This is a genomic window from Gimesia aquarii, assembly GCF_007748195.1.
Classification (GTDB): domain Bacteria; phylum Planctomycetota; class Planctomycetia; order Planctomycetales; family Planctomycetaceae; genus Gimesia; species Gimesia aquarii.
On sequence record NZ_CP037920.1, the window covers coordinates 1038603 to 1064576 of the forward strand.

The 25974-nt window shown below is 43.9% G+C and carries 16 protein-coding genes; 11 read left to right on the plus strand and 5 right to left on the minus strand.

What is annotated here, in order from left to right:
- Positions 1–3: 3 nt before the first annotated feature.
- The 5 genes from V144x_RS04250 to V144x_RS04270 all read left to right on the plus strand — a co-directional run bounded on the left by V144x_RS04250 (position 4) and on the right by V144x_RS04270 (position 6686).
- Entirely contained in the window at positions 4–1698 is a 1695-nt protein-coding gene (locus V144x_RS04250; RefSeq protein ID WP_144981878.1) for a thiamine pyrophosphate-binding protein, read from the plus strand.
- Between the two features lie 77 nt (positions 1699–1775).
- Positions 1776–2189, plus strand: coding sequence for an acyl-CoA thioester hydrolase YciA (gene yciA / locus V144x_RS04255; protein ID WP_197998749.1), 414 nt, complete (start codon positions 1776–1778; stop codon positions 2187–2189).
- 197 nt (positions 2190–2386) lie between these two features.
- Positions 2387–3838, plus strand: coding sequence for an FAD/NAD(P)-binding protein (locus V144x_RS04260; RefSeq protein ID WP_144981884.1), 1452 nt, complete (start codon positions 2387–2389; stop codon positions 3836–3838).
- A 382-nt stretch (positions 3839–4220) separates the two neighbouring features.
- On the plus strand, positions 4221–5819 hold the full coding sequence (locus V144x_RS04265) for a class I adenylate-forming enzyme family protein (RefSeq protein ID WP_144981887.1): 1599 nt from the start codon (positions 4221–4223) through the stop codon (positions 5817–5819).
- 489 nt (positions 5820–6308) lie between these two features.
- Entirely contained in the window at positions 6309–6686 is a 378-nt protein-coding gene (locus tag V144x_RS04270; protein ID WP_144981890.1) for a hypothetical protein, read from the plus strand.
- Positions 6687–6723: 37 nt separating this feature from the next.
- Here the strand turns inward: V144x_RS04270 and V144x_RS04275 are convergent, their stop codons facing one another.
- The gene (locus V144x_RS04275) at positions 6724–7170 is read right to left on the minus strand and encodes an SRPBCC family protein (RefSeq protein WP_144981893.1); all 447 of its coding nucleotides are present in this window, start codon (positions 7168–7170) and stop codon (positions 6724–6726) included.
- 960 nt (positions 7171–8130) lie between these two features.
- Between V144x_RS04275 and V144x_RS04280 the strand changes: the two genes are divergently transcribed.
- Complete coding sequence (locus tag V144x_RS04280; protein ID WP_144981896.1) at positions 8131–9090, plus strand: DNA-methyltransferase; 960 nt, start codon at positions 8131–8133, stop codon at positions 9088–9090.
- Between the two features lie 178 nt (positions 9091–9268).
- On the opposite strand, the gene V144x_RS04285 is transcribed toward V144x_RS04280, so the two are convergent.
- Complete coding sequence (locus V144x_RS04285) at positions 9269–9709, minus strand: hypothetical protein (RefSeq protein WP_144981899.1); 441 nt, start codon at positions 9707–9709, stop codon at positions 9269–9271.
- A 237-nt stretch (positions 9710–9946) separates the two neighbouring features.
- The gene (locus tag V144x_RS04290) at positions 9947–10930 is read right to left on the minus strand and encodes a DUF1559 domain-containing protein (RefSeq protein ID WP_144981902.1); all 984 of its coding nucleotides are present in this window, start codon (positions 10928–10930) and stop codon (positions 9947–9949) included.
- Between the two features lie 380 nt (positions 10931–11310).
- Here V144x_RS04290 and V144x_RS04295 point away from each other — a divergent pair, with 380 nt between their 5' ends.
- Together V144x_RS04295 and V144x_RS04300 are read left to right on the plus strand one after the other, a co-directional pair.
- Positions 11311–12738, plus strand: a complete 1428-nt coding sequence (locus V144x_RS04295; protein ID WP_197998750.1) for a hypothetical protein — start codon at positions 11311–11313, stop codon at positions 12736–12738.
- Positions 12739–12962: 224 nt separating this feature from the next.
- Positions 12963–13463 carry a hypothetical protein gene (locus tag V144x_RS04300; RefSeq protein WP_144981905.1) on the plus strand — a complete coding sequence of 167 codons (501 nt, stop codon included), beginning with the start codon at positions 12963–12965 and terminating at the stop codon, positions 13461–13463.
- Here V144x_RS04300 and V144x_RS04305 read toward each other — a convergent pair.
- Positions 13448–15058, minus strand: a complete 1611-nt coding sequence (locus V144x_RS04305; RefSeq protein WP_144981908.1) for a M20/M25/M40 family metallo-hydrolase — start codon at positions 15056–15058, stop codon at positions 13448–13450. The two genes, V144x_RS04300 and V144x_RS04305, sit on opposite strands and share 16 nt — an antisense overlap.
- 298 nt (positions 15059–15356) lie before the next feature.
- Here V144x_RS04305 and V144x_RS04310 point away from each other — a divergent pair, with 298 nt between their 5' ends.
- Both V144x_RS04310 and V144x_RS04315 read left to right on the plus strand, forming a co-directional pair.
- Complete coding sequence (locus V144x_RS04310; RefSeq protein ID WP_144981911.1) at positions 15357–18698, plus strand: spermine/spermidine synthase domain-containing protein; 3342 nt, start codon at positions 15357–15359, stop codon at positions 18696–18698.
- A gap of 349 nt (positions 18699–19047) precedes the next feature.
- A complete protein-coding gene (locus V144x_RS04315) occupies positions 19048–20844 on the plus strand; it encodes a hypothetical protein (protein ID WP_144981914.1) in 1797 nt (598 codons plus the stop codon).
- 42 nt (positions 20845–20886) lie between these two features.
- Here the strand turns inward: V144x_RS04315 and V144x_RS04320 are convergent, their stop codons facing one another.
- Positions 20887–21915, minus strand: a complete 1029-nt coding sequence (locus V144x_RS04320; RefSeq protein WP_144981917.1) for a hypothetical protein — start codon at positions 21913–21915, stop codon at positions 20887–20889.
- Positions 21916–22244: 329 nt separating this feature from the next.
- Here V144x_RS04320 and V144x_RS04325 point away from each other — a divergent pair, with 329 nt between their 5' ends.
- Positions 22245–25934 carry a secretin N-terminal domain-containing protein gene (locus V144x_RS04325; protein WP_232102710.1) on the plus strand — a complete coding sequence of 1230 codons (3690 nt, stop codon included), beginning with the start codon at positions 22245–22247 and terminating at the stop codon, positions 25932–25934.
- The last annotated feature ends 40 nt before the right edge of the window (positions 25935–25974 follow it).

Consider the following 25974-nt stretch of genomic DNA (forward strand, 5'->3'; position numbering starts at 1 on the left):
TTCATGTCTGATCATTGCACTACTACAGTTGGTTCCTATCTTGCTTCACGGTTGGAAGAAATCGGTTTACAACATTACTTCGCTGTGCCGGGTGACTATAACCTTGTCTTGCTCGACAAGCTGCTGGAAAATAAAAATATGCAGATGATTTCCTGCTGTAATGAATTGAACGCAGGGTATGCCGCCGACGGTTATGCGCGGGCCACAGGAGGCGCCAGCGCCGTCTTTGTCACTTACAGTGTCGGAGGTTTGAGTCTGCTCAATGCTATTGCGGGGGCGTATGCTGAAGACTTGCCGGTGATCGCCGTTTCGGGAGGGCCGAATACCAATTCGGAATCCGAATTTGAAATGTTACATCACACGCTGGGGACGCTCGATTATGACTATCAACGTGATATCTTTTCAAAGGTGACTGCCGAAGCGGTCACGATCCATGATCCTCGCGAAGCACCTGCCCAAATTGATCATGCCATTCAAACGGCACTTCGTTTTCGCAAACCTGTTTATATTGAGATTGCCTGCAACATCGCTTCGGCTGTGACTGCGGAACCGACTGTGCGAGAATTCGGAGGACCGACGGCCAGTGATCCACTGTCACTAAACGCCGCCGTTGAACACGCGGCAGAACTGCTGAATTCAGCGGTCAAACCTGTGATGGTCGCAGGTGTCAAACTACGTTCGTTTGGAGCAGAGGAACATTTTCATAAACTGGCGGATGCGTCGGGGTATGCAATCGCCACAATGCCCAACGCAAAAGGTTTTTTTGACGAGCAGCATGCGAACTACATCGGAATCTACTGGGGTCCCGTGGGTTCACCCGGCTGTGGAGAAATTGTCGATTCTGCAGATCTCTGCTTGTTTGCCGGCCCTACGTTTACTGACTATACCACAACAGGACATGCGGCTTTGATTAATCCGACGCAAGTCATACAAGCCTTACCGAACAGTGTGGTGTTCCCCGACCGTACTTTCAGTAATGTCAAATTAGCAGATTTTCTTGAGTCACTTTCCACGAAACTGAACCCGAATGATGCATCGATGGTGGCCTATAAACGAATTCAGGAAGAAGTGACGCCACTCCGCCCCGGGGCACCGGAAACAGCTCTTTCCACACGTCAACTCTTTTCACGCATTCAACAGATGTTAGGCCCCGATTCCGCAGTGATCGCGGAGACGGGTGATTCGTGGTTCAATGGAATTCAGCTCGATTTGCCGACAGGTTCACGGTTTGAAGTCCAAATGCAATACGGTTCGATCGGCTGGTCTGTTGGTGCCACGCTGGGGTATAGTATCGGTGCACCGAATCAGCGTCCGATTGCTCTGATTGGAGATGGCTCGTTTCAACTGACGGCTCAGGAGGTCTCCACGATCATTCGTTACGGATTGAAACCGATCATTTTCCTGATCAACAATGGTGGTTATACAATTGAAGTGGAAATTCATGATGGACCGTACAACACCATTAAGAACTGGAATTACGCGGAACTGGTGAAGGTCTTCAATGCAGAAGATGGAAATGGCTGGAGTTGCAAGGCTGGTACAGAAGGGGAACTGGACGAAGCGATTCAAAAAGCGGTGGCCCATAATGGTCCTGCCTTCATTGAAGTGCTCATCGACCGGGACGATTGCAGCAAGAATCTGCTTGTCTGGGGAGGGCATGTCGCCAAAAACAATGGCCGTCCACCACACTCTGCATAATGGAATCAAAACCATGATGGTCTTGCTTTTAAAGCTACATAAGCGTGAATGTTTGCAAAATAGACTGAGGATGGAAATTGATGGAAGAAGTCTGTGAATTGCCCGATGGGAAGTTGATTCTGCGAACCCTGGCGATGCCCGCCGACACCAATGCGAACGGAGACATTTTTGGTGGCTGGATCATGTCACAGATGGATATCGCTGGTGGAATTATGTCGAAAGAGATTTCGAGTACACGCACAGTGACCATTGCCGTTGAATCGATGAAATTCATTCGACCCGTCAAGGTAGGGGATGTCGTATGTTGTTATGGAACGGTTGAAAGAATTGGTACGACATCTATTAAACTGCAACTTGAAGTCTGGGTAGAGCCGGTGCTGCGGCATGAAGATTCCAATTGTCCCTACTTTAAAGTCACAGAAGCTGCGTTTACTTATGTGGCCATTGACAAACATGGCAAGAAAACACCGATTGTTAAACAAGGCACTTAAACGGCTCTCAAATTCACACTCGCATTAAACAGAGATTCATCGTCGCCTGTCTGTTGTCACGAGCACATTCCGTGTACAATGGGGATGACTCACTGAGTCTGATTGAAGTGAATGTACCAGAAGCAAAAAGTGAAGAACTTCTGTTGGCTAGGAATATTTTCAACCGCCAATGAACAGTGCGAAAGGATCAGAAACTCATGAAGAAAGTGGCGATTATTGGTGGAGGGTTCAGTGGGACAATGGCAGCCGTCAATTTGGCGCGACTGAGCACAGGTCCTCTTTGCATTCAACTGATCAATGATAAATATCCGCTGGGGCGTGGCGTGGCCTATGGTACGAAACGCGAAGAGCATCTTCTGAATGTGGCAGCGCGAAATATGTCGGCTGTTCCCGACCATGCCAATCATTTCCTCGACTGGCTCCGGACCCGCGTTGATTACAGCGACTTACCAGATCCTCAACTTCGTGAGACATATGTGCCACGACGGATTTATGGAGACTACTTGCGCAGTATATTGTCAAACTATATGCAGCCGATCGATAGTCACCATCCTGCTGAAATTCATGTGATCGAAAATGAAGCCGTAGATATTGAACTCAATTATGATGGATGTGCAGAGATCACTCTCAAAGATGGAGAAACAGTCGAAGCGGACCGTGTCCTGCTGGCCACTGGCAATCAGCCTCCCTCACCTGTCGCATTTTCTGATCACTCGTTTTCACACCCCGCTTATTCGCCAGATCCGTGGGGAAACTGGATGGAACAAATTCCTGATTCGAAGGAGGATGTTATTGTCCTGGGAACAGGGCTATCGATGGTCGATGTCTTCCTGACACTCAGCGAGCAGGAATGGGAGGGGAATATCATTGCGATTTCCCATAATGGGATGATTCCCCAAGCCCATTTTCGTGGAATCGAGTATCCCGATTTTCTACCACCCGAACCGGAAAAACTGGGACTTGAGAAGCTTGTCGAATTGTTGGAAAAACATTGTCGACAACTGCAACGGATCGGAGAGAATCCGGGAATCGTTGTGGATCGTTTGCGACCACATACCCAGCGCATCTGGCAGCAGTTTCTGGTGTCCGAAAAACAGGAGTTTCTCAAACGTTATGCAGCACGCTGGAATGTGATCCGTCACCGGATTGCCCAACCCATTCACCAACGGGTCACAGAAGCCATTACGGAGGGGCGATTACGTGTGATGCGTGGTCGCATTTCCGGACTGAGAGAGCAAGGTGACAAAGTGGAAGTGGCACTTCAAGACAAATCAGGAAACGAACAAATGCTGTCAGGGGGACTGGTTGTAAATTGCACGGGTCCCAACAGCGGTTTTTCAGACACCAGTGTCCCATTGTTTCAAAACCTGTTGAAACGGGGATTGATTCGACCCGATGAACTGGACATGGGCATTGATGTGGCCGCAGATTTTGCAGTGATGAATGCGGAAGGAAATCCATCTGAGTCTTTGTTTGCCATTGGTCCTTTGATGAAAGGGACACTTTGGGAAACAACGGCCGTTCCCGAATTACGTGGTCAGGCAATGCGAGTCGCTCAACTGCTCCTGGATGATGTCGCATTGGTCACGCCGGGACATGATTATCGATTCTCTGTCGAAGAAGAGCATGTCATCGAGTATTATATTTAATGGATTTGCAGTTGTGACGTTCGCCAAAATTGCCAGAGGGATAATCAGTCCCTTTGCCCCGCTCATTGCTCAAATGACAGAGATCGTTATTTTTTACATGAGTTCAATTACCTCTGTTTCTGAAATTTAGCAGAAAGTCCGTTTGCAATCTCTGTGTAAATAGGATGTTTAGGTTGTTTGTGTTGATAGGTATTTTAAAAAGGAGGAAGTGACCTAAGTTTATAGAAGAACAGCGATACCAGAAGCCCGATATTTATGAGGGATATTACTCTGGACTGTTGTTTGGGATTAACTCGTTTTATTCGGGTGAGATGTATAAACGCAAGACAAAATGATCAGAGTGAAGCTCTAAAACACGCCGATCTAGTCAAGATGACTTCGTATGAACTCTACCACTGATTTTTTATCAAAACTGTTATTTATCAAGAGTGGCATTGATTCAAACTGGGACTATCAGTTCAACCCCGTTGAGAGTCAGGAAACAACGTCTCGTTTCAGCTTGGGAGAGCTGTTTTGTGACGTCGCAACCCGCCATGCGGACCGACCTGCGATTTCAAATTCCGTAGCATCGTGGAAGTATCATAGCCTGCTGTCTGCGGCCCAAAAAATATCTGATCAACTCCAAAGTCATCCTGAATATCAGCCAGGCCATCGTGTGATTCTCTTAGTGCCTAACTCGATCGCCTATATTGCTGCGTTTTATGGAATCTTAATGTCGGGGGGAGTTGTAGTTCCTTTGCCCGCTAATACAGAGCGAGGAACACTCCAGAAGATCCTCGAATCAACAGAAGCCTTTTATATTATTTCGACTTCGCAGGTTCTGAGTCGACAGCCTGACTTAAAAGGACTTCAGAGTGATACCATCTGTAATGATGAGTTAGGAGCACAAAACCAAACGATTCCTCCAAAGCCCATTGTCACCACCGCAGATGATCTGGCTGCGATTTTTTTCACAGCTGGTTCCAGTGGTAAGCCAAAAGGGGTGATGCTCAGTCATTCCAACTTGATTTCGAATGCACAATCGATTCAGGAGTATCTTGAATTGAAAACGGATGAGCGTCCTTTATGTGTGCTGCCATTTCATCATGCGTTTGGAAATTCCATCTTGCAGTCACATATCTTGTTGGGTGCGCACTTAGTTTTAGATGGTAACGCCTTATTCCCAGAGAGCATTGTGAAATCTGCAATTCTTCATCGTTGTACCAGTCTGTCTGCAGTACCAGATTTATTCCGGATTTTATTAGAGCGAACGTCTTTTAAGAAAGCCAATCTTTCCTCATTACGCTATATGTCGGTAGCCGGTGGTGCATTGCCGCACGCGATTTCTGTTGAAATCAGTCAGTGTATTGCCCCCGCTCGCTTTTATGTGATGTATGGTCAGACAGAGGCAACGGCCCGCCTGGCTTATGTGCCTCCTGAAGATCTGCCCGAGTTAGCTGACGGGTGCATTGGTCGCGCGATTCCAGGAGTGATTCTGGAAGTAGTGGATGAAAAAGGACGTGCGACTGAGCCGGGAACTGTGGGAGAGCTACGTGCCAAAGGTGCCAATGTCATGCGAGGATATTGGCGCGATGCGACAGAAACGAGAAAACGCATCAGAAACGGTTGGTTGTACACAGGAGATCTGGCAACAATGGACGAGGCAGGTTGGATTATCCTCAAGGGACGACGTAATGCGTTAGTCAAGATCTCTGGTTACCGAGTTCACCCGGTTGATCTGGAAGAGTTTGCCCTGAGATCATTCCCCATTTCGCAGGCAGTAGCTGTACCGTTCGAATCAAAAGATGTAGGGACTCGATTGGCTTTGTATATCAAATTGAATTCCAAAGCTGACCAAATATCAGTTTCTGAAATGAATGCGATTTGTCGTAAAAACCTGCCGCGACAAATGGTTCCGGATTTCATTAAAATTGTTGAATCATTTCCATTAAATCATGCCTTCAAAATAGACCGTTCGCAGCTATCGGTATCAGCGGAATAAAAAACGCAGCTTTCTATTTAATTATACATTCCATAAACTGGGTGAATTCGAATGAATCGTTCGTTTCAGGATCACCTGGCGGAATGATCACAGTCGGTCACCAGACAACCGAATCTCAGATTACGGCGCAGTGCTTAAAAATAGTAGCTTCTGACCTCGCTGATTTGCTCGTATCAAATCACCGCTACTCCCGGATATTCATCTCCGCTTTATATGCTGAGGTTTGGTAAACTACGAAAGCAGACGGGGAAAACTCCACGCGCGCGACGCAGATCACAGAATTTTGCGAGAGACGCAGTGGTGTCAAACGGTAAATAACCACCTGAAAACAAGGCTCCATTCGATGAAGAATGCGGCTCTAAAATGCCAAGTGCATTTTTTTGATTATTTTGTCGCAATTGTGAACCATTTGTCGAATCATGTAATACTGGTACTGCGATACAAGTTTGAGTTTGGAATCGAAGCCTTTTATTTGGAGGAAAGACAATCATGAAACGCTATTTATTGATTGCATTATTTATGATGAGTTCTCTCTCTATCTTGGAAGCGGGAGAAAAGCGAACTTGGGAGGGGAAGTGGAATAATCGCAAGTATAACACAAGTGGGCCACTTAAGTGTGTAGCGGCGTCAGATGATAAAGGAGTCTGGAAGGCTACATTTACCGGGTTGTTCAAAGGGGACCCGTTTAAATATGAAGCTACGTTTCAATCTCGACCAAATGGAAATCAATTGAATCTTGCAGGGACTGCCACCATTCGAGGACATAAATATCAGTGGGCAGGCTTTATGAAAGGAGCGACCCTCAGCGGGAAATACAAATCTAATATCGGCTATTACGGTGAGTTCGTCTTGAAAGAGAAAAAATAACGACCATAGAATTCCCAAATCAATCTGTTTATTTCATTTATTCAATTGTGGGAATATGTGATTTAATTTGTTGCAGATTGGTTTTTCCCGTTGGTTTCCCAAATTTTGTAATGAACTTTATCAGTAGCCAGGCCCAAAAGGGAATTTCTTTTTCAAAAATAATGCGTTCAATAATTTGAGTTTTTCCACCTTTGGGAATGATCTCATAGATCACAGTGAAATGATCGGGCGCTCGCTGTTCCTGCTCTGTTTGCACCACCAGATTACAGGTGACCTTTCGAGGGTCGTCGTCTTCCGGAACCATGCCAGCAAAGTCAATGTTTTTGCCTTTGAATTGAAGCTGGCCGATACACTTATTTCCTTCAACGGAAATGGATTTGATCTTGTCATTAATCTTCGGCCAGTTTTCCAGATTACTGATCCAGTCGTGAATGACTTCAGCAGAGGCATTTATCTTTGTTTTCTCTGTTAATTCCAATTGCATCGGTCGAACTGTTTTTATAAGTGTGAATGAAGGACCATTGTCAACAGAGTATGATTGCAATCATTCTTTATCACAAGATTGATTAGACTCGGAGTCCGTTCTTCTCCGCTTGTGTGAACTCTTAAGCACACATTCCAGGCAAATGTATCACTTACAGAAGGAGAAAATGTACAAAGGACTATTAATCATTTCTCGTCTGGCTTGCAGCTAGCGTTTGAAAACTCGATAAGAATTATTACGAATTCAATCAAACTTTTTTGAGCAAAAAAAGACAGATGGTATGTGCAATGTTCAGTTTTTTAACACGTGGTCAAATTAATATCGCCTGTCGTGCAAATCCGAACTCCGCTTGCAGGTCGAGTAAAATGAGTGTATACAAGATGAATATGATTTCCCTACCAATGTGAAATCGTATAACGGGTCTTCCAAATTCAGTATTCGAACACTTCTTAGAGTAACAAACAAGCTCATTTTTGTAGTGCCAGTTTTCAATTGAATCTTCCTTCAATGAGCTTAGTTCCAACTACATAACTTGTTTCTTTTGTTAAGAAGAAAATACAACATACCTCTACTCAAAGTACCATACCATTTGATGATTCTTATCTGTGAATCAGATTCAAATATCCTTTACCTGAAATCATCTGAATCAAATAGTTCAAACCATTTGGGATTACTGTGATAGAAAGGAGTTCTGTTTCAATATAGTGGCTCATTTCGTTTAGTTCCTTATGGAAAGTGATTCCCTCCTTTCCATGTTCACACGTATGGAGATCACAAAAACAGTTCTATTCGATTGAACACAGCATAGTTGTTTTTTCATTCCTATCATCTATAGATAATTATTATTCCCAGCATTTCAACAGACTTGATATGCCAATCATTTTTATTTTATTTATACTTTCTTCATTCGGTCTGGAGATTGAGTTCTGAAGAGAAAGTGCCGTTAAGGAAAACGACCATATGAAAAACAATCCTCTGCCGCGTCTTGATGAAGACCAAGCACTTCGAGAGCGTTTACTCCCTCATTGTCGGCTTTCATTAGGAGAGGTTTGGGAAGATCCTTTAGGACAGCATCGTGTGGCTTGTGCCGATGCGACAAATCTAAGCCATATAAAAAACCTGGTTCGTGATGATCGGGCTTCTTTAGCGATACATGATCCACCTTATAACCTGGTTGCTTTCAATTTGCGGGATGTCGACGCATTTATTGAATGGTGTGCGGACTGGGTTCGGCTCTCGGAACGATTCATGGTTCAAAACGCTTCATTTTATGTCTGGTTAGGTGCAGATCAAAACCAACATTTCCAGCCTTTGCCTCAATTTATGATGATGATGCAACAGCTGGAGCTATTTGAATCACGTTCTTTCATCACAATGAGAAATCAGAGAGGATACGGAACGCAGAAAAATTGGATGGCCGTCAGACAAGAATTATTGTACTACACCAAAGGGAATCCTTTTTTTGAAGTGCAATATACAGACATTCCCAAAATTCTAAGAGGTTACTATAAAAAGATTAACGGCAGAAAAACAGAAAATCTGGAGCGTGGTAGATCAGAAAATATTCGTCCGGGTAATGTCTGGGTTGATATCCAGCAAGTGTTTTATCGTATGGAAGAAAACGTATCAGGCTGTTATGCCCAAAAACCTCTTAAATCTTCCGAACGCATTATTTCTGCCAGTTCGCGACCTGGTGATTGTGTACTTGATTTTTTTTCACATTCTGGTTCAACACTAATATCCTGTGAGCAGTTGGGACGACGCTGTCTGACAGCCGACCTGGATCCCATCTACTGTGAGATTTCGATCCGCCGACTAGAACATTTTCGTAATTCTGGAAAAGTCGGATGGCAAAATGGCCATCCATTTGAAGATGTCTTGGAACCTTCATTGGATGAACAATTAATGGCGGATGAATAGACGTAAAGAATTACTTGGTAAAGCTAAATATCATTTTCACGTATTGATGATACCAAAGTAAGCAGGAAATCATTTTCCCATCCAGTATTCACGTTCCTATGCAGCGTGGTTACGACCAGTTTTTCATAATTCATTTTGAATTAGACAATGAATCTATAACGAGAATCTTCAGAAGTAACTACTTTGAATTCAATGCAAAGTTCACTTCGGTTGCATCTTTATTGATCGTGGCAGTCAGTTTACTGGTAGCAGGATCGCTGTATTTAAGTGGGATCTCTACTCCACTTGATGTCGAACCCTTCGGTTCAGCTAAAGGATCTGACACTTCAGCCGACGAAAAAACTGAGACTTGATACTCGCCAAATGGGATTCCATCACCGTATTGGCTGCTTGCTATCATATAACTACCATTCTTAAGTTCTGCTGTCGCGGCAAATCCGGAGCTCGAAATGAAGTTGATCTTCCCCTCCGAAATAGGGGCTGTGTCCAGAGTGACTCTTCCGGTAACTGTTCCTAACGACTCTTCCGAACGAGAGCATCCAGATGGTATCCATAAGCCAATGATCGCGACGGCAGAAAAACAAATAGAATTTCGAATTGTTTTTTTTACTTGAAACATGGAATACTCATCTCCGTTAAGACAATCGTAAGGCTGCCTATGCGAACTGGCAGAGATTCAGATTACAAAATACCATTTCTCGTTAGAATTAATTTAAGGCATGAGGTAAAGCCATCGACCTTATATCAGAGCATAAATATAAAAACCGACAATACGAGGTCACGTGTTTAGAAAGCGTCTTTCTCCATCGAGCGAGTATGTATAAGGCTGCATTAAAGCCCTATGGTCGTTTACACGCTAAAACTCTCCAAGAATCTTCCCATCATCGCGAATCGAAAGATTGATGAGAGTTGTTTGGTCAAGTGAGGAGGACAGGAAGCTAACCCCACCATCTGCACGTAATACAAAAGCCCCTCCGGCATGGATCGACTGAATAGAGTTGTTTACACCATCACGATGATTCCCCCCTGTACTGGGGATTTCAGTAACATTGTCGATTGGGTATCGAATGGTTGTTATATTACGCGCCCAGGGAGTACTGCTGAATGGGTAGGTTTCACCCGGAACAGGTCGGTTCGGGCGTCCTTCTGCACCGGGACCCAGCCAGGTTCCCCACTCACCACTACCACGAATATCGACATCCTGACCACTTGAATTGACACCCCAATCGGACTGCTCCCCCACCATAATCGTGTTTGAAGCTCCGTCGGTGATATCCCGTAATTTCACTGACGCATTAGCTACTAAGATCCCATTCTCGCATGCATATCCTACATTGTTACTCACACAGCGATTTTGTCCTGTAGGATCGTTAGACGATGTTGCTGAGGCACTTGCACCAGAAATACCAATGTAACAGCTCGTTGCGAACACGTTGTCACGAACGCAGAATTTAGGTAGAGGGCTCGACGGACACCAAAGTATGTTCGGTGCCCAGTTTTCCAGCATCGATCTATTTGGTCCACCAGAGTAGCCTGCCCAGTCAACTGTTACCAATCTGTTTGTCATTGTACTTTGTTCCAGGTGTGGAAGAATCGCTACCCACCAGGAAAAAGAGAATTTTCCAAAGCCACCTGCAGGGAATGACCTATGCGCATCGTGATAATTATGAAACGCTAAGCCAATCTGTTTTAGATTATTTCGACAGGAGGATCGGCGCGCTGCTTCCCGAGCCTGTTGAACTGCCGGTAATAACAGGGCAATTAAAATGGCAATAATGGCGATGACTACGAGTAGCTCAATCAAAGTAAACGCGCGTCGTTGTTTTGTCGGCGAGTTCATGAGTTCGTCCTCTTTTGAAATTTGAATGATCATGAAAGAGATGAGAAACAGATTTTTATAATCAGAGTTAGGTCTAAATTAAGAAAATGGAAAAACCACAAATTTATATGCTACTGACGCCAATATAAATTCTATTGGTGACAATATCAAATTAATAATGCACAATTGATATGGTTTTTAGATATTTATATATTGGCGACAATATCACAATCGAAAGCGATTTTAGTCATAGGGTTCTTTCAATTTCCCGTGTTTTATAGGTTTACGTTGTTGGGATCGAGTGACCCATCAACGTTGGTTGTTGTGTCTTTGCCTGTCGATCTCTATAATTCAGAAGACTTGAAACAACTTTGAGATGAATTCAGTGCGGAGACAACTTCATGCGAATTATTAGAAATCGTCGACAAATTTTACGCTTGGTTTTGAGTATTTGTTGTGCTCTTGTCTTTTACGTCGATGCTCACGCTGCAGAGAAAGTCTTCAAAGCGGGCGCTGCCGCCAGTAATATTACTCCTCCGTTAGGCGAATATGTCGTAGGTGGTTTCAAGCCTTTTCCAGCACAAAATGTTCACGACGAATTGCACGCTCGTTGTCTTGTGCTTGACAATGGAGAAACGAAAATTGCGTTTGTGATTTGCGACAGTCTTGGCGTGAAAGCAGAAGTTTTCGACAATGCTCGTAAATTGATCAAAGAAGAAACGGAGTTGCCTCCAGAAAACATTTTGATGGCTGCGACGCATACGCACTCTGCTACACGCGCCAGCAGTCCAAAATATCATCCATTTCTTTCACGTCGAATTGCAGACTGTGTGCGTCGGGCGTTAGAAAACCGAGTGCCTGCTAAAGTCGGTTGGGGTGGAATTGACGAACCATCTGAAGTTTTCAATCGTCGTTGGTTTACAACGAATCCGGAATTCTGCAAGAATCCCTTTGGTGGCATTGACACAGTCCGCATGAACCCACCACGTGGTAATGCTGCTTTGGTAAAACCTTCTGGACCCATTGATCCCGAGATTTCATTTATTAGCGTTCAGTCACTCGATGGTCGCCCACTCGCTTTATTGGCGAATTATTCACTGCACTATGTGGGCGGTGTCAAAAAGGGGGAGATTTCCGCGGACTACTTCGGCATCTTTTCAGAAACGATTGGTTCGTTGATCGGAGCAGAGCCAGATCATCCGCCATTTGTGGGCATGCTATCGAATGGAACAAGCGGAGATATTAATAACATTAATTTTCGAAACCCTGGTAAGCGAATGAAACCTTATGAAAAGATGAGACAGGTCGCTGAGCTTACTGCCAAAAGAGTTGCCGAAGCGTATAAAGATGTCAAATACAAAACCTGGGTTCCTCTGGGTGCCGCCAGTCAAGAATTGACATTAACGGTTCGCAAACCAAATGCCGCCATGCAGGCATACTTTAAGAAAGTCACTGCTCAACCCGAAGATGCTCCTAAGCATCACCGTTATGAACGTAATTACGCAAGCCGCGTTCAAAATTTGCTTGATGGTCCGGATGAGATCACCGTCATGTTACAAGTCTTGAGGATCGGAGATTTATGCGTGGCAGCCATACCCTTTGAAACGTTTTGTGAGATTGGACTGGAGCTCAAGGAGAAGACTCCCTTTGATGATGCCTTTACTATTGAACTTGCCAATGGTTCTAACGGTTACCTTCCGACTCCCGCTCAACATAAGCTAGGTGGCTATGAGACCTGGATGGGCACGAATCGTGTGCAGCTTGATGCGTCTGATAAAATCACTGCGATCATTTTAAAGTTAATGAAAGAGTTACATAACGAGAAATAAGAACTTATTTCTTATCGATTTTAAATGATCTTATCATAGTCATCACTCAATACTTTCAGAGAAACTTGAGTCAGATCATGGATTGAAGACGTTGTGATTCCAGTTCTAACATTGTTACACGAGCATGATTTTCGTATTAGAAAATTGAGAATAAAGTTCCAATTCCTTTGCTATCAGCTACAATGCAGTCACTATCAAGACTCATCATGGAATAGGGATCAATTATGTCCAAGCGACGAACTCGAATGATGTACGCTGGGGGAGGGGTGTTGGCTCTGGGGATCATTTTGGGCCAGTTCTTTGGTCTGACTCCTGGTATCAATTCAGGATCAGGAGAGGGAGAAGAGAAGGCTGCACCTGATACTGATCCTCAAACAATTCTCGCATCAACTGAAACCGAAATCGTGCCTGTTCTTATCCAGCCAGAGTCGGAACAAAGTAAGTCGCAATCTCAGACCCCTCTGAAAGTGCTGGACATTTTGATTGATAACCGTAGTTACTTCATCAAAGCCGCTTCCCAGCCTAATGAGAAATATCGACCTGCAGAAATTGAAGAGATTATCAACCAGGCAAAAAAAGCAACCGGTAATGAAGACGGAATTCATATCCGTGTATACCGAAAAGGTTCTGCACGTGTGATACCGGAATCATTGCTGAAAGAGGAACTGAAAAAGTCGGGACTGTCATCAGAAATGATCGACTGGAAAATTCATCTTGTGGATTGAATTGTGATCTCTTTCAATAAACCTTCACGCTCTACTAATACCGTAAATGGCAATGGAATTGTTGTAGCAAGCTTACGAAATTCATCGCTTGTTCCAAATGTTTTTCCATCGATCTCATAAATTCGATCATTCATTTGGAGTCCCGCCAGATCAGCGGATGATGCTTTCAGAACGTTGGAAATGACGATGACGGTCGGCTCGGAATCATCGGTCTTCCATTCAATTCCCAGTCGCACTGGCTGCCCTTTTAACTCAACAGGAATTTCCAGTGGCTTTTCTTCTTTTGGTCTTTTGACTTGCATAATGATTTTCGAAGGAGCACTGCGAATGAGAGCGGCAAACCCAGATTTCGTTATGGGTGATTGGCCATCAACCTTAATGATTTCATCCCCGATTTTAAGACCAGCTTTCTTTGCAGGGGAGTTAGACAAGACTTGAGTCACCAGAAGGTTCCCCTGTTTGTATTTTTCTGCATTCCAGGCTACACCCAGCCGAGGTGGGTCAGGTTTATCAACTTTGGCTTGTTGGTCGATACCTTCCAGAATATCTTGATCCGCATTTCGATATTTTGGTTTTTCCTTTTGAAGTGAAAAGTCGAGTGTGAGCTGTGCCAACAGTTGAGCACATTTTTGTGCTCCCGCATAATCTATTTTATGTGCATCATCTTCAGGTCTATGGTAGTCTTCATGCTTTCCAGTATGGAGCATCAGGAAAGGAATGCCTCTCTTATAAAAAGGCCAATGATCGCTGTCTCGTCGAACTGCATTGTCAAACCGAATTTTTACTCCTGTTTCGCGATGATTACATTTTACTGCGAAAGAACGTAACCCTTTCGATGACCTGGAGCCAAAAAGGTTTAGAGGTTTTCCATTCAGACGACCCACCATATCTAAATTGAGATAAACAGAAATTTGATCGAGGGGAATGTTGGGGTGATCTACCCAGTACTTTGATCCAAGTAATCCCATTTCTTCTGCGTCCCAAAATACAAACATCAAAGAGCGTCCAGGAACTTCTTTGTGTTTGGAAAGTGCCTGGATGACTTCGAGAAGTGCGGCAGTCCCACTGGCGTTATCATCAGCACCATTATGAATCTGGCCGACCCCTCCTCGACTGTTACTTGGTTTCCCATATCCGACGTGGTCGTAATGCGCACCGATCACTACATATTCTTTTTTCAATTCAGGATCGTTTCCGGGTATGATTCCAATAATGTTGCGAAATCCACCTTGAAATTCCTGGAAATATCCTTCGTCATCTAATCCAGGCTTGATACCATATTTTTGAAGTAACCCACGAATATAAGTACCAGCCGCCTGCCCTCCTTGTGAGCCAGCTTCTCTTCCCTCAAGTGAATCGCTGGCTAAAAATTCGATATGTGTTTTCAGCTCATCGACCGAAATTGACTTTACTGCCGCTTTATATGCGCTAGCGGCAGGATAATTCGTTTCAGCTTGAATGAAATGATTGCCACAGGCAAACCAAATCAAACCAATCAAACATAAGAATTTGATTTGTGAAGAATTACATTTACGAAAAACACCATTCGCTGGATCAGAAGTCAAAGTTCGCGGCTGTTTTGGTTTTGGATACACGCTATAAATTTCCCGATTGTTTTTGAGGTAGGCGAGTTAGGAAGATGACCTATTCTTACTATACCTCTTGTTTTAGGCTAGGGGTGTGTACAAATGGTATTGCTCCGAGCAAGTTTAAGATGAGTTACAACGACTGGTATTGCAGTTATTTACGAAGATTGGATAAAACACAATCTCAATTCAATGCCCATCAACCGGCAATAATTGCAGTTAAAGGACTCTTAGGAAGTGACTTAAGGTAAGTAACTTTTAATTGAGATGCAAATCTGATTCATAAATAACGACAGGCAAGGAAGCCATGGTACGTTCATTTGCTCAAACTCTGCTAAATCAATTCGCACAAATTTTATGTAAACGATTGGGAATTCTTTTTCTCATCGGTTGGATCTGCGGTCTCTTTCTGTTTGCCTGCATTCAGCGCTTCCAGTCATTTGTTAGTGACAGCTCAGAAGTTTTAGTTGGGATCGGGTTATCGATCTGTATTGGGATCTGGTTGGGTTTACCAACATCAGTTGCGCAGTCCAGCCGTGCTTCGGACTCAACTTCGAAACCAATTTTTGATCGCAGAAAATTTCAATTTACGCTGCTTACTTTTGCAGGTTGGTCCATTTGTTTTCCGCTTCTTTTAAAACAATTAAATCAAGTCTTACATCTGTTTTCGATTCAACAGATGTCAAATTTTGTTTTTCTAACGGGCCTCATGATATTGGCTGCGATCGCACTCATCATGCCTGCTACCTATTGGTGTGCCCGATTATTCTGGTTGACTGTGAATCACATTGGTTTCAATTCTATTCACCAGCTGAATCAACATATTGCCCGTTATTTAGCAGGCATCGTATTTGGACTGTTCATTGCTATCTTTTGGTTAGTGCCGCAACTAGGCTGGACGATTTCGCTTGCATTTCCTGTCGGAGTTTCTTTACTGATCTGTTTTGGTCCATGGATCGTAGCTCACTTAAGATCTTTATTCCCTGAATCACTTGAGTGGATTTCGGTGAATTTGATTAAAATGAAATCAGGTTCACTTTCTAAGGAGAATGAGAGTTTGCTGTCAGAAAAGCAGACTGATATTCCCTTTGTGATAGATGGTAGTCGTTTTCTTGTTAGTCTCGCCGTCGGAATTCTCTTTGTGACTTCGAGTCGTGTTCTCTTTCAATTGTATCCAGATTCACTTTACCTGAAAGTGATAGCCTGGTCTGCATTCTTAGCTGGAATTGCAATTGCATTGAATTTCATCCGTTTTGGTGGGTTAGAGGCTGCGGTTCAGTCAACAATCTGTTTCACTTTAGGAACAGGCATCGTTGGCATTGGTTGTCTGGCACTATTCCCTCTGTTTGTCTCTTGGATGCTGTATGCAAATGCTTTCATTGAGTTTGCTTTCGTTCTGGCATTGGTAAGAGGAGCTTTAACTGCGTTTATCTTTTGTGGTCTCGGGTATTGTTGGGGTGGTTTTTTAAATTTATCGATTCAGCCCAAGCGTTCGCGGGAAAACCAAATATCAATGTATCCGCTTCCCATTTGGCAGCCATTCTGTTTCCTGGCAGGCGTATTACTTAGTTATGGGCTCGTTAGTACTTCAATTGCAGATGTCAGATCAGTTGCTGCGATTTCTGCATTGGTTTTACTATGTCTGGCAGTGACGATTTGGTTTTCGCAGTACCGGCTTCCTCGAACGAGAACACAAGCTGTGATTGCGAGTTTCTGTTTAATGGCACTCATTACCGGCTTACTGTTTCATCACAATTATGATGCCCGTCGCTCAGCAAAATTATTATTTTCAACGAATACATTTACAGGCTTGCGTTACGGATTAAATTCAGAGCTATTGCCTTATTTGGATGAGGGGCGTTGCTTTTCGGAAGTCGAAGGTGAATATGGCACATTTACGCTCTGGTCATTTCGTGAGAATCAAATCCAGATCCGCAGGAGTGGACTGCCATTTGGAGTCACAACTGTCGATCCTGGGTTGTGTCCTCACACGACTGGGGAACTGATGCCTTTCCTGATCCCCGTGATTCTTCATGAGCGTCCCTCGGAAGTCTTATTTTTAGGTCTGGGAGCAGGGGTCGGCGTCAACTCCAGTTTGGATTTCCCGGTTCAAAAAGTGACTTGTCTGGAATCCGATCAAGGGTTAGTCAAATTGTATGAGGAAGAGCTTGCGTCTCGAAATTCAATTTCTGCATTCGATTCAGAACAAGTTCAATTGATTCAACTACCGATTGCGTTGGCGATGGCGTCTCGAACTGAATCGGAAAAGCAATATGATTTGATTATCAGTAATCCAGTTCAGTCAGTGGTGACACAGTCGTTGTCTGAATATACGGCTGAGTTTTATCAGAATGTTTCCCGTCATCTGAATGAAGAAGGGATTTTTTGTCAGAGGTTTCAGCACATAGATTTTGGAGCCCAGCCTTTACGTGTGATAGCACAAACATTTCTTTCCCAGTTTAAACAGGTTATGGCAATTGAAATTGCCAATGGTGAAACATTATTTTTGGCAACGAATTCTGAGCAAGGCTTTATTCGGGAAAATTTGATTGATCGGCTACAAGCTCCCCAGGTAAGACGTACAATGGCGCAAGTAGGCTGGGACTGGTCTGTTTTGATGAATCTGGCTGCTTATTCTCATGATGCGTTGAAAGACATGGCCGATGATGTGAAAACATCCGTGAATAATACTTCGACCGGTAATTTTGCTTTTACACTACCTTTCGAATTAATGCGCTGGGGATTAAAGCGAGAAGAAATTCAGAAGATGGTTTCCAAAGAAAATCGTACCGGCCGTATTATCAACTGGATGCCACTTGAAAAAGATGATCCCATCGTACTTAGGAGACTGTCTGAAGTCACTGCGCAAAATAAATTGATGGCACAATACCCTGATCAATACTGGAAGTACCGTAAACCTGCCAAGGAACAGATTACAGAAAACCCGCGTTCATTGATCCGGCAAGTTGCCGCAGAGAACTTAAATGATGATTATATTCATAGTGAAGACAAACGCCGCATGCTCTATTTCAAAGCATTATCAGATGCGATGGAAAAAGCGAATCCTTCGATTGAACTTATCAGCCGTGTTGTGAAATTTACCTCTACCTATGATCCAATGGTGAGCTATTTTATGCATGATGAAGTGGCCGAACTCTACAAAAAGTCAAAAGACGCTCCTCCAATTCTCGAATTTTCACATCGACTTCATGCCATCAATTATGGGGCTGTCTCAGATCGATCTATCAATTCTGTCGTGCGGGCTCTGGAATTAGCAGCCACTAGGTCTGAGATGTTCCAGAGATCGGAACAGCAATGGGACCATTTAAATGGATTACTACAGGCTCTGAAAGTACGTTGGGAGAATCGTTCTCAAGCACGGCCCGTCACATCCAAGCAGGCATTACATGATATCGAGTTAAGTATATCTGCAATCGAATTGGCATTTGATGCCATGGATGGATTACACGATCAAATAGGGGTTTCACAGCAAAGTTGGGATCTACGAAAACTGGTTTTAGAACGAACATTGGTTCGGCCTTTACAGACCTATCAAAATCGAGTGTTACCACACCACTATAAAAAAACGCGCGAAGAAGCCAAAAAACTGTTGGAGAATATTAAGCTTCCCGAAGCTGATGCACTTTGAGGCTGAGGATTCTTTTCAGAGTAAATACAGGAATCGATTGATAAACTAAGTGTCGATCCGATGTAAGCAGCTTCAATCATTCTCTAGAATTTCAAATTCATTTCCTTCACTCGCGTTAAAAAGCCCAATTTTCTGAATCTTTTTGGACTCTAAACGAGTATATTGGGAAATGTTGAATAGGGCACTTTTGTCAGGTGAGACTCCCCAAGTGGCAAGAGGAAAGCTCAATTTCAGGTTACTTTCGAATCCTCGGAAAAGGCGGACTATGACGGACAACTTTCATTCAAATTCATATCGTGTGTTTTCTAAACATAGAACAATTTTTCGGTGTGTATGTAGCATAATACTGTTGACCGGCCTGCTTTTCAGTAACTCCCTCTGGGGGCAGGAACCGTCCAAAAAAGACTCAGAGAAAAAAGAGAAAACAAAACAGGCAGTAGAGACGTTATTACCTAAGCCGATTATTGTCATCAATTTTGCAAGTGTTGAGCGCATTTTACAGGACATCGATTTGATTTTCGAATTGGCAGAGCGCCCTGAAATTGCTGAGATTGCTTCATCTTCTCTCGCGAATGTCAACGATCTCGAAGGTATCGACCAAAACAAAAACATGGGAGTGGAAATGTATCTGAAAACAGGGTTATTACCTCAGCCTGTTTTCATCATGTATCTTCCCATTTCAAAAGTCCGCTCCTTTATTGAGACGCTAGAAGCGGTCATTCCCGGTGATGAAGAAACAATCAAAAAAGACCCAAATCGAGATGATCTCTATATTGTTAATGGCAGACGTGGTGAGTCTTTAATTCGGATGCAAGACAATTACGCTCATATGCTGTTTCGAGGTGGAGAAAGTGAAGAAACACTCGACCTGATTACATCCCGAGATTTTGATAATCCCACCCAGCAATTTCAGAACTTAACCAATAACTATGACCTTGCAGTGAAGCTGGATTTAAGTGGCGTTCCTGAATTGATGCGAACAACATTTTTAGGATTTTTTCGTACTGCAATCGAAACTCAGTTACAACAAAGAGATGGAGAATCTGATTCTGCTTATGAACTACGACGTATGTCGGGCAAGCAGAATATCGAAGGGATCGAATATTTTCTCAACGAAGCTCAGGAGTTAGTTTTAGGGGGATATATTGATAAAGAGCAGAAAAAGGGAATCATTGATTTCCTGATCAAGGCAAGACCAAATAGCGATCTGGCTCGTGATATTAAAAATATTCCCGGCAAGGCCAGTTATTTCAGTGTGGTGACCTCACGTGAGAATCTACCTGTCGCGGCTTCTGCATCAATGAATATTGCGCGTCGTGAGCGAGAATCTTATCACGCTTATTTAACTTACTTTGAGAAACAACTCGCTGAAAAGTTGTTAGCTGAAGATGAACGTCTGCAAAATACAAATTCCGTAAAGCAGTTTTTTGGTCCCATTAAATCAATGGTGAAGAAGGGACACCTCGATTTGTTTGCACAACTCGTTGCAACACCTTCACGAAAGTTTGCCTTGATCGGCGGCATCAAGGTTACTCCTTCTTCCAATCTACCGGCTGCTTTACTGGATATGATCGAACGCGTCGATAAATTACCTGACAATAAGGCAAAAATATTTACGAATGCGGAAACCGTTCAGGGGATCGCCCTGCATCAGTTACAGCCTGATATCAAGTCGGCCGATGATCGACAGAAACGTTTTTTAGGTGGCGTGCCCTCACTTTATGTTGGTGCCGATTCACAGGTGATCTGGTTTGCGATGGGAACGGATATCGCAGTTTCTGCACTCAATGAAGCAATCGAACAGATTAATACGGCATCACCTGAAGCACGAAAAGAACAGCACACGGCTCCCTTCCAGATAGAGTTTCACATGCGACCCTGGTTAAGCTTGTTTTCCGAAGAAGAAATCGATCAGAGTGGTGTCATGCAAGTACTGGATGTTGCATTTGAAAAGGACAACGATTTAATTCAAATGACAACTCAACCAACTGAGACGGGAGTTCGAACCCAGATCCAAGTCGATGAGGGGTATTTAAAACTGTTGGGGCTTTCAATCTCGAAGCAATTTGATCGTAATCAGGAACGTCGTGCTCGCAGAGAACGGGAACGCCAGAAAAAGAAAGCGAAAGAAAATCAGAATAATTAATACATTATCAAGAGTACAATTGTTAAATGATAATGAATGCCATTATTTCTTTTTGATCGTTACATAATGATTAATAAACTGTGCTTGTGACATAGATTGTGACAGATCAATATTTGCGCCTTCGAACAAGCGACGCATAGAACGGCTTTTTTTCCACTCTTCGGCAGAGACGGTATCATCTTTATTGCGGTCGAGCAGTTTGAAAAAGTACTTGGCTTGAGTGTTTATCGGATCGTTACTAGAGGCAGTTGATTTTGTAGGAGCCGTTTTCTCTTTCGTAGTCTTCTTGGATTCACTGAGCTTAGCAGAATCTTCCGATTTTCCTGAATCTGTTCGTGATTCGGTTGGCTGATCCCGATTGAGAGCAAACATGAAAGAAGCAGCACTGCGCTGTGTTTTACCTTCTTTTGAGAGCTTGATTTCACGCGGTGTCAAAAAACCATCTCCGTTCAAATCCATCGTAAAAAAATCATTGAGCTTAGTAGGGTTGTTTTTTCTCCATTCATACAAGCCAATCTGACCATCTTGATCTGTATCGTGAGGAATAAAATCTTTCGATAAATCAACTGTTGTGCGTTCCAGCTTGGCGGTTTCTTTTTTAGTCGAACTACTGGATTTGCGACTGGAAGAACTCGTCGGTCTGGTCTCTCTACCTGATTGAAATGAACCATAACGGCCCCGCATTTCACGCTGGTCAAACCCTCTCTGTGAAACCGATCCTGAACTTCCACTTGGAGAAGAACTCCTAAAGACCATTGGTCGTCTTTGCCCTCCTTCATCTGAAGAACCTCTCCGACTGCGCATGCGTTCCATGAGCTTAGGCAAAATCTGCTCAAATTCTTTTTGACTGATACTACGAGATGTATCCAATCCTGCTGCTTCCAGAGACTCTTTCAGGCGTCCGGGCATCTGTGCAAATTCTGCCGGTTCCATTACGCCGTTTTTATTTCGATCAATAAACGACATAAATCGTTGAGTACGGCTTTCATCAGTGGACTGTGCCGAAGCCTGATCAAGTTTGACCCCTACCAGCATTAAAGGCAGAAGTAGCAGACTGAGAAATCGAAACATTTTCTTCCTTCGCGGTATTTTAGGCGGTCTTTTCGTGTCAGGACCGTGTTTAATAGACAACTACAGGGATTTTGCGCATCTAAAGCTTCTAGATGCAAGAGGTTTTCCCCAGAGATAACATAATAACACCAGTTATCGCGGAAAAGATCGTTCAAATCGAAAAGATTTCAGTGATCTTTGAAACGGGCCGTAAGCTATTGAAGTATCACATGATAGTGCATGTTTGGGCAATTTGCTCTTGTATTTGATTTTTGCCACTCATAGCATAATGGTCATAAGGATATCTTTATAATAAGTCTTTTTTGTCGTATTCGGAATTGTCATTCACAATGGTCCTGAAAACAAAATCCTTTCATTGCTTTGTCGTTATCTTGGTGGCACTCATTTTATGTTCAGATTCTGTCCACCAGTCACTCCAGGCTCAACAGCCGGGAGGCCGACCGGACCGGGGAGGATTTGGCGGTCGCAGAGATCGAGGAGGCTTTGGTGGCAGAGGAAGCTTCGGTGGCGGGGGACCACGAGGTGACCTTGGTTCCTTAGTAGCTCGCGAAGCAGTACAGAAGGAACTTCAGTTAACCGAGGACCAGAAAAAAAAGCTGAGTGAAGTAGCTCAAGAACTTCGCCCCAATCGCGAAATGATGGAGAAATTTAGGGACCAGATGCGCGAAGCACAATCGGAAGAAGCGCTTAGCAAAATTCGCGAAGAGATGGGCTCTGTATTCGAAAAACGGAGAAAAGAAGGCGAAGCGAAACTTTTTGGACTATTGAATGAAACGCAAGCGGCTCGATTAAAGCAACTGCAATTGCAAGAAACCGGGTACCGTCAGCTGACCAATGAAGAAACAACGAAACAGCTTAATCTATCCGATGAACAATCGAAAAAAATCAAAGCAATTGAGGAGCAACGGCTCGCAGCGCGTCGCGAATTAGGACGCCGTGCTTCATCAGAAGAACGTGAAAAACTTCAAAAAGAATTCGATCAGAAAATTGAAAGCATTTTAACGAAAGAACAACAATCTCAATGGAAACAAATGCTCGGTCCAGCATTGGTCTCGGATCAAAATCAGAATTCTACAACTGTAACAAGTAATGAAGTTTCTTCACCTCGTCCACGCCCTCAGATTCCAATGGAACCGGAAGGCTTGCGGCCGCAAGACCGTCGTATTTCATTTGGTGGCGGAAAAGAAGTTGCTATGGATAAAACTGCAGATCAACCCCAAGTCGGAAGTGAGCCAAAACCAGTTCGTAAAATGTCGTTCAATTTCCGGTTTGCTCCCTGGGGAGATGTTTTGAAACTCTTTGCAGAGTCTGCAGGTTATACACTTGATTTAAACGATGTTCCACCGGGGACTTTTAACTATTTTGATAAAGGTTCTTATACGCCAACCGAAGCGTTGGACATTATCAATGGTTACTTGTTGCAGAAAGGGTATGTCATTGTTCGTCGCAATCAGTTTCTGGTTGTCTTAAATATTGATAATGGAATCCCCCCCAATCTGGTCCCCATCGTTAGCTCTGAAGAAATTGCCAAACGTGGAAAGAATGAACTGATGAGTGTTTCTTTTCAATTAGAAGGAGTTGACCTCGATCAAGTTTCTAAAGAAGTACAAGCTATATTAGGTCCTCAGGGGAAATCTGTTGCATTGAAAACAGCAAACTCGATTATCGTTACCGATATTGGCAGTAATCTATTACGTGTCAAAAAAATTCTGGAAGGAGCGATTGCCAATGGGGGACCCACCGATCTCGTATTTCGCTCTTTCGATTTAAAGTATATTGATGCTTCGGAAGCAGAGAAGATTGTTCGCAATCAATTTGGGCTCCCTGCGGCAACGCAAAATGTGAGTTCCAGTGCTATCATGGCCCGCTATTACGAAGCACGGTCTCGACGCAGCAGTAGTAGCAGTAGCAAGAGCACCCCACAACCGACAACGACCGGTAAATCAACACAGGTAACAGCAGACCCTCGTACCAATCGTCTCTTGGTGACTGCAACACCTGCTCAAATCAAAATCGCAGAAGAAATCATTAAATCGATCGATGTGGATGAAGACAGTTTGGGAAGTCTGGTGGCAGGAGGAGGTCACCGACCGTTTTTGCAGGTCTATTCAATTAGTTCAGCTGATTCGCGCGAAGTCACGAAAACATTAGATGCAATGATGCCTGGCGTGGTCGTGAATGAAGATGCTCGCAATGGAAAGATTCACATTCTAGCGACACTCAAAGAACACAAAAAAATTGACGAGATGATTCGTCAGTTAGATGGCGAAGGGGGGAGTCAGTCTGTTTCTGTCATCAATCTCAGTTTCCTCGATCCTATCTCTGCAACGACGACGCTACGCTCGCTGTTTTTGAGAGATGGCAATGATGCTCCGACAATTGAGGCAGACTTGCTGGGGCGGCGCCTGCTGGTACGTGGTTCGCCAGATCAGGTCATTCAAATCAAAACGGTATTAGCACAATTGGGTGAAGATGGGACCGGTAAATCAAACGATGTCAGAGACAATAGCCCTGTTCGTACGATTCCGCTTGGTGGCCGTGATTCGAAAGAAATTCTGCAGTTGATCGATAAGCTCTGGTCAGCCTCTTCTGGTGAGGAGAATCCAATCCGAATCGTCGTACCTTCTGACAATTCATTAATCCGCGAAAAAGTATTGGGAGAAGAGAGCGCTCCCGTTAGAAATCGAGGTTACCGCGTACCAACTCAAAGTACGGGAGCACCTTTGAATCGTCCGATTCAGCTCAGGCAACCTGCTTCAGAATCTGACACTCAGCGGTTTTTCTTTACTGCAAGCGAGCAGAAATCAGAGAGTGAAGCAACTCAGCAAAAAAATGCTGCTACCGAGACGAATACTGCTGATGAAGTGAAGACAGAATCAGTGGATCAGAAAACATCGACTCAGAAATCTTCACAATCGGATAAAAAGAAACCAGTTGCCATTTCGACCAACGGAGATAATCTAATCATTTCATCAACCGATTTGGAAGCTTTGAATCGGCTTGAGCAAATGATAGAAGCATTAACCCAGGCGATTCCTCCTAAAAATCAATGGACGGTCTTTTATCTGCGTTCTGCTGACGCAACGGCCACGGCTAAGATGCTGGAAAGCCTGTTTCCAACCAGTTCAGTATCAGATATGGCACCAGACTCTGGTATGTTTGGCGGATTGTCTTCCATCGGGGGCAGTCTGATGGACGCCACCGGCTTATCTACTTTGGGTATGGGACCTCAGACATTACGCATCATTCCAGAAGTAAGATCCAATGCGCTTTATGTTACAGGACCACCTGATAAAGTCCGCTCGGTAGAACAGATGTTGAAAGTTCTTGACACATCAGAACTGCCTGCTTCATTACGAAATCGTTCACCGGGAATTATTCCTGTTGAGCATGCTTCTGTGAATGAAGTCGCAAACATTGTCAAAGAACTCTACAAAGACTATATGCAAGCCCCTCAGAAACAGAATAACTCACAAAAAGGAAATCCGTTTGCCGCGATGATGGGAGGGCGAAACCAGCAGAATTCTAATGCGAAACCAGCTGAAGCCCGACTTGCTGTGAGTGTTGACGAAAATGCGAATCAGTTGCTGGTTTCCGCCAGTGATTCGCTGTTTCAGGAGATCGAATCACTGGTTCGCGAGTTGGATTACTCCGCGAAAATGTCACGAAAATCAGTTCGCGTTGTAACACTCAACAACGCGAGTTCTGCTTTAATTCAGAATGCCTTGACTTCGCTCTTACCTAATGTTTCTGTCAGTACAACAGGTAGTAATTCTCGGAAAAAAACAACCGACCAGAACGCGAATTCTCCAAACCAACCTGCATCCCCCACGAATTCAGATAACCGTAATGAAGAAATTCGCAAATTTTTTGAACAGCGAATGCGCGAACGGATGGGAATTTCTCAACCTGGGGGAAATTCGAATGGTCGTACCTCACGCGGTTTTCGTTTTCCTGGAAGTGATAATAGTGGTATCAGAGGAGGCGGCAGCCGTTCGAATCGTGGCCGGGGTCGCTAAGATACCATTCTCCATGAATCTTTTTGCTATTGCGTAAACC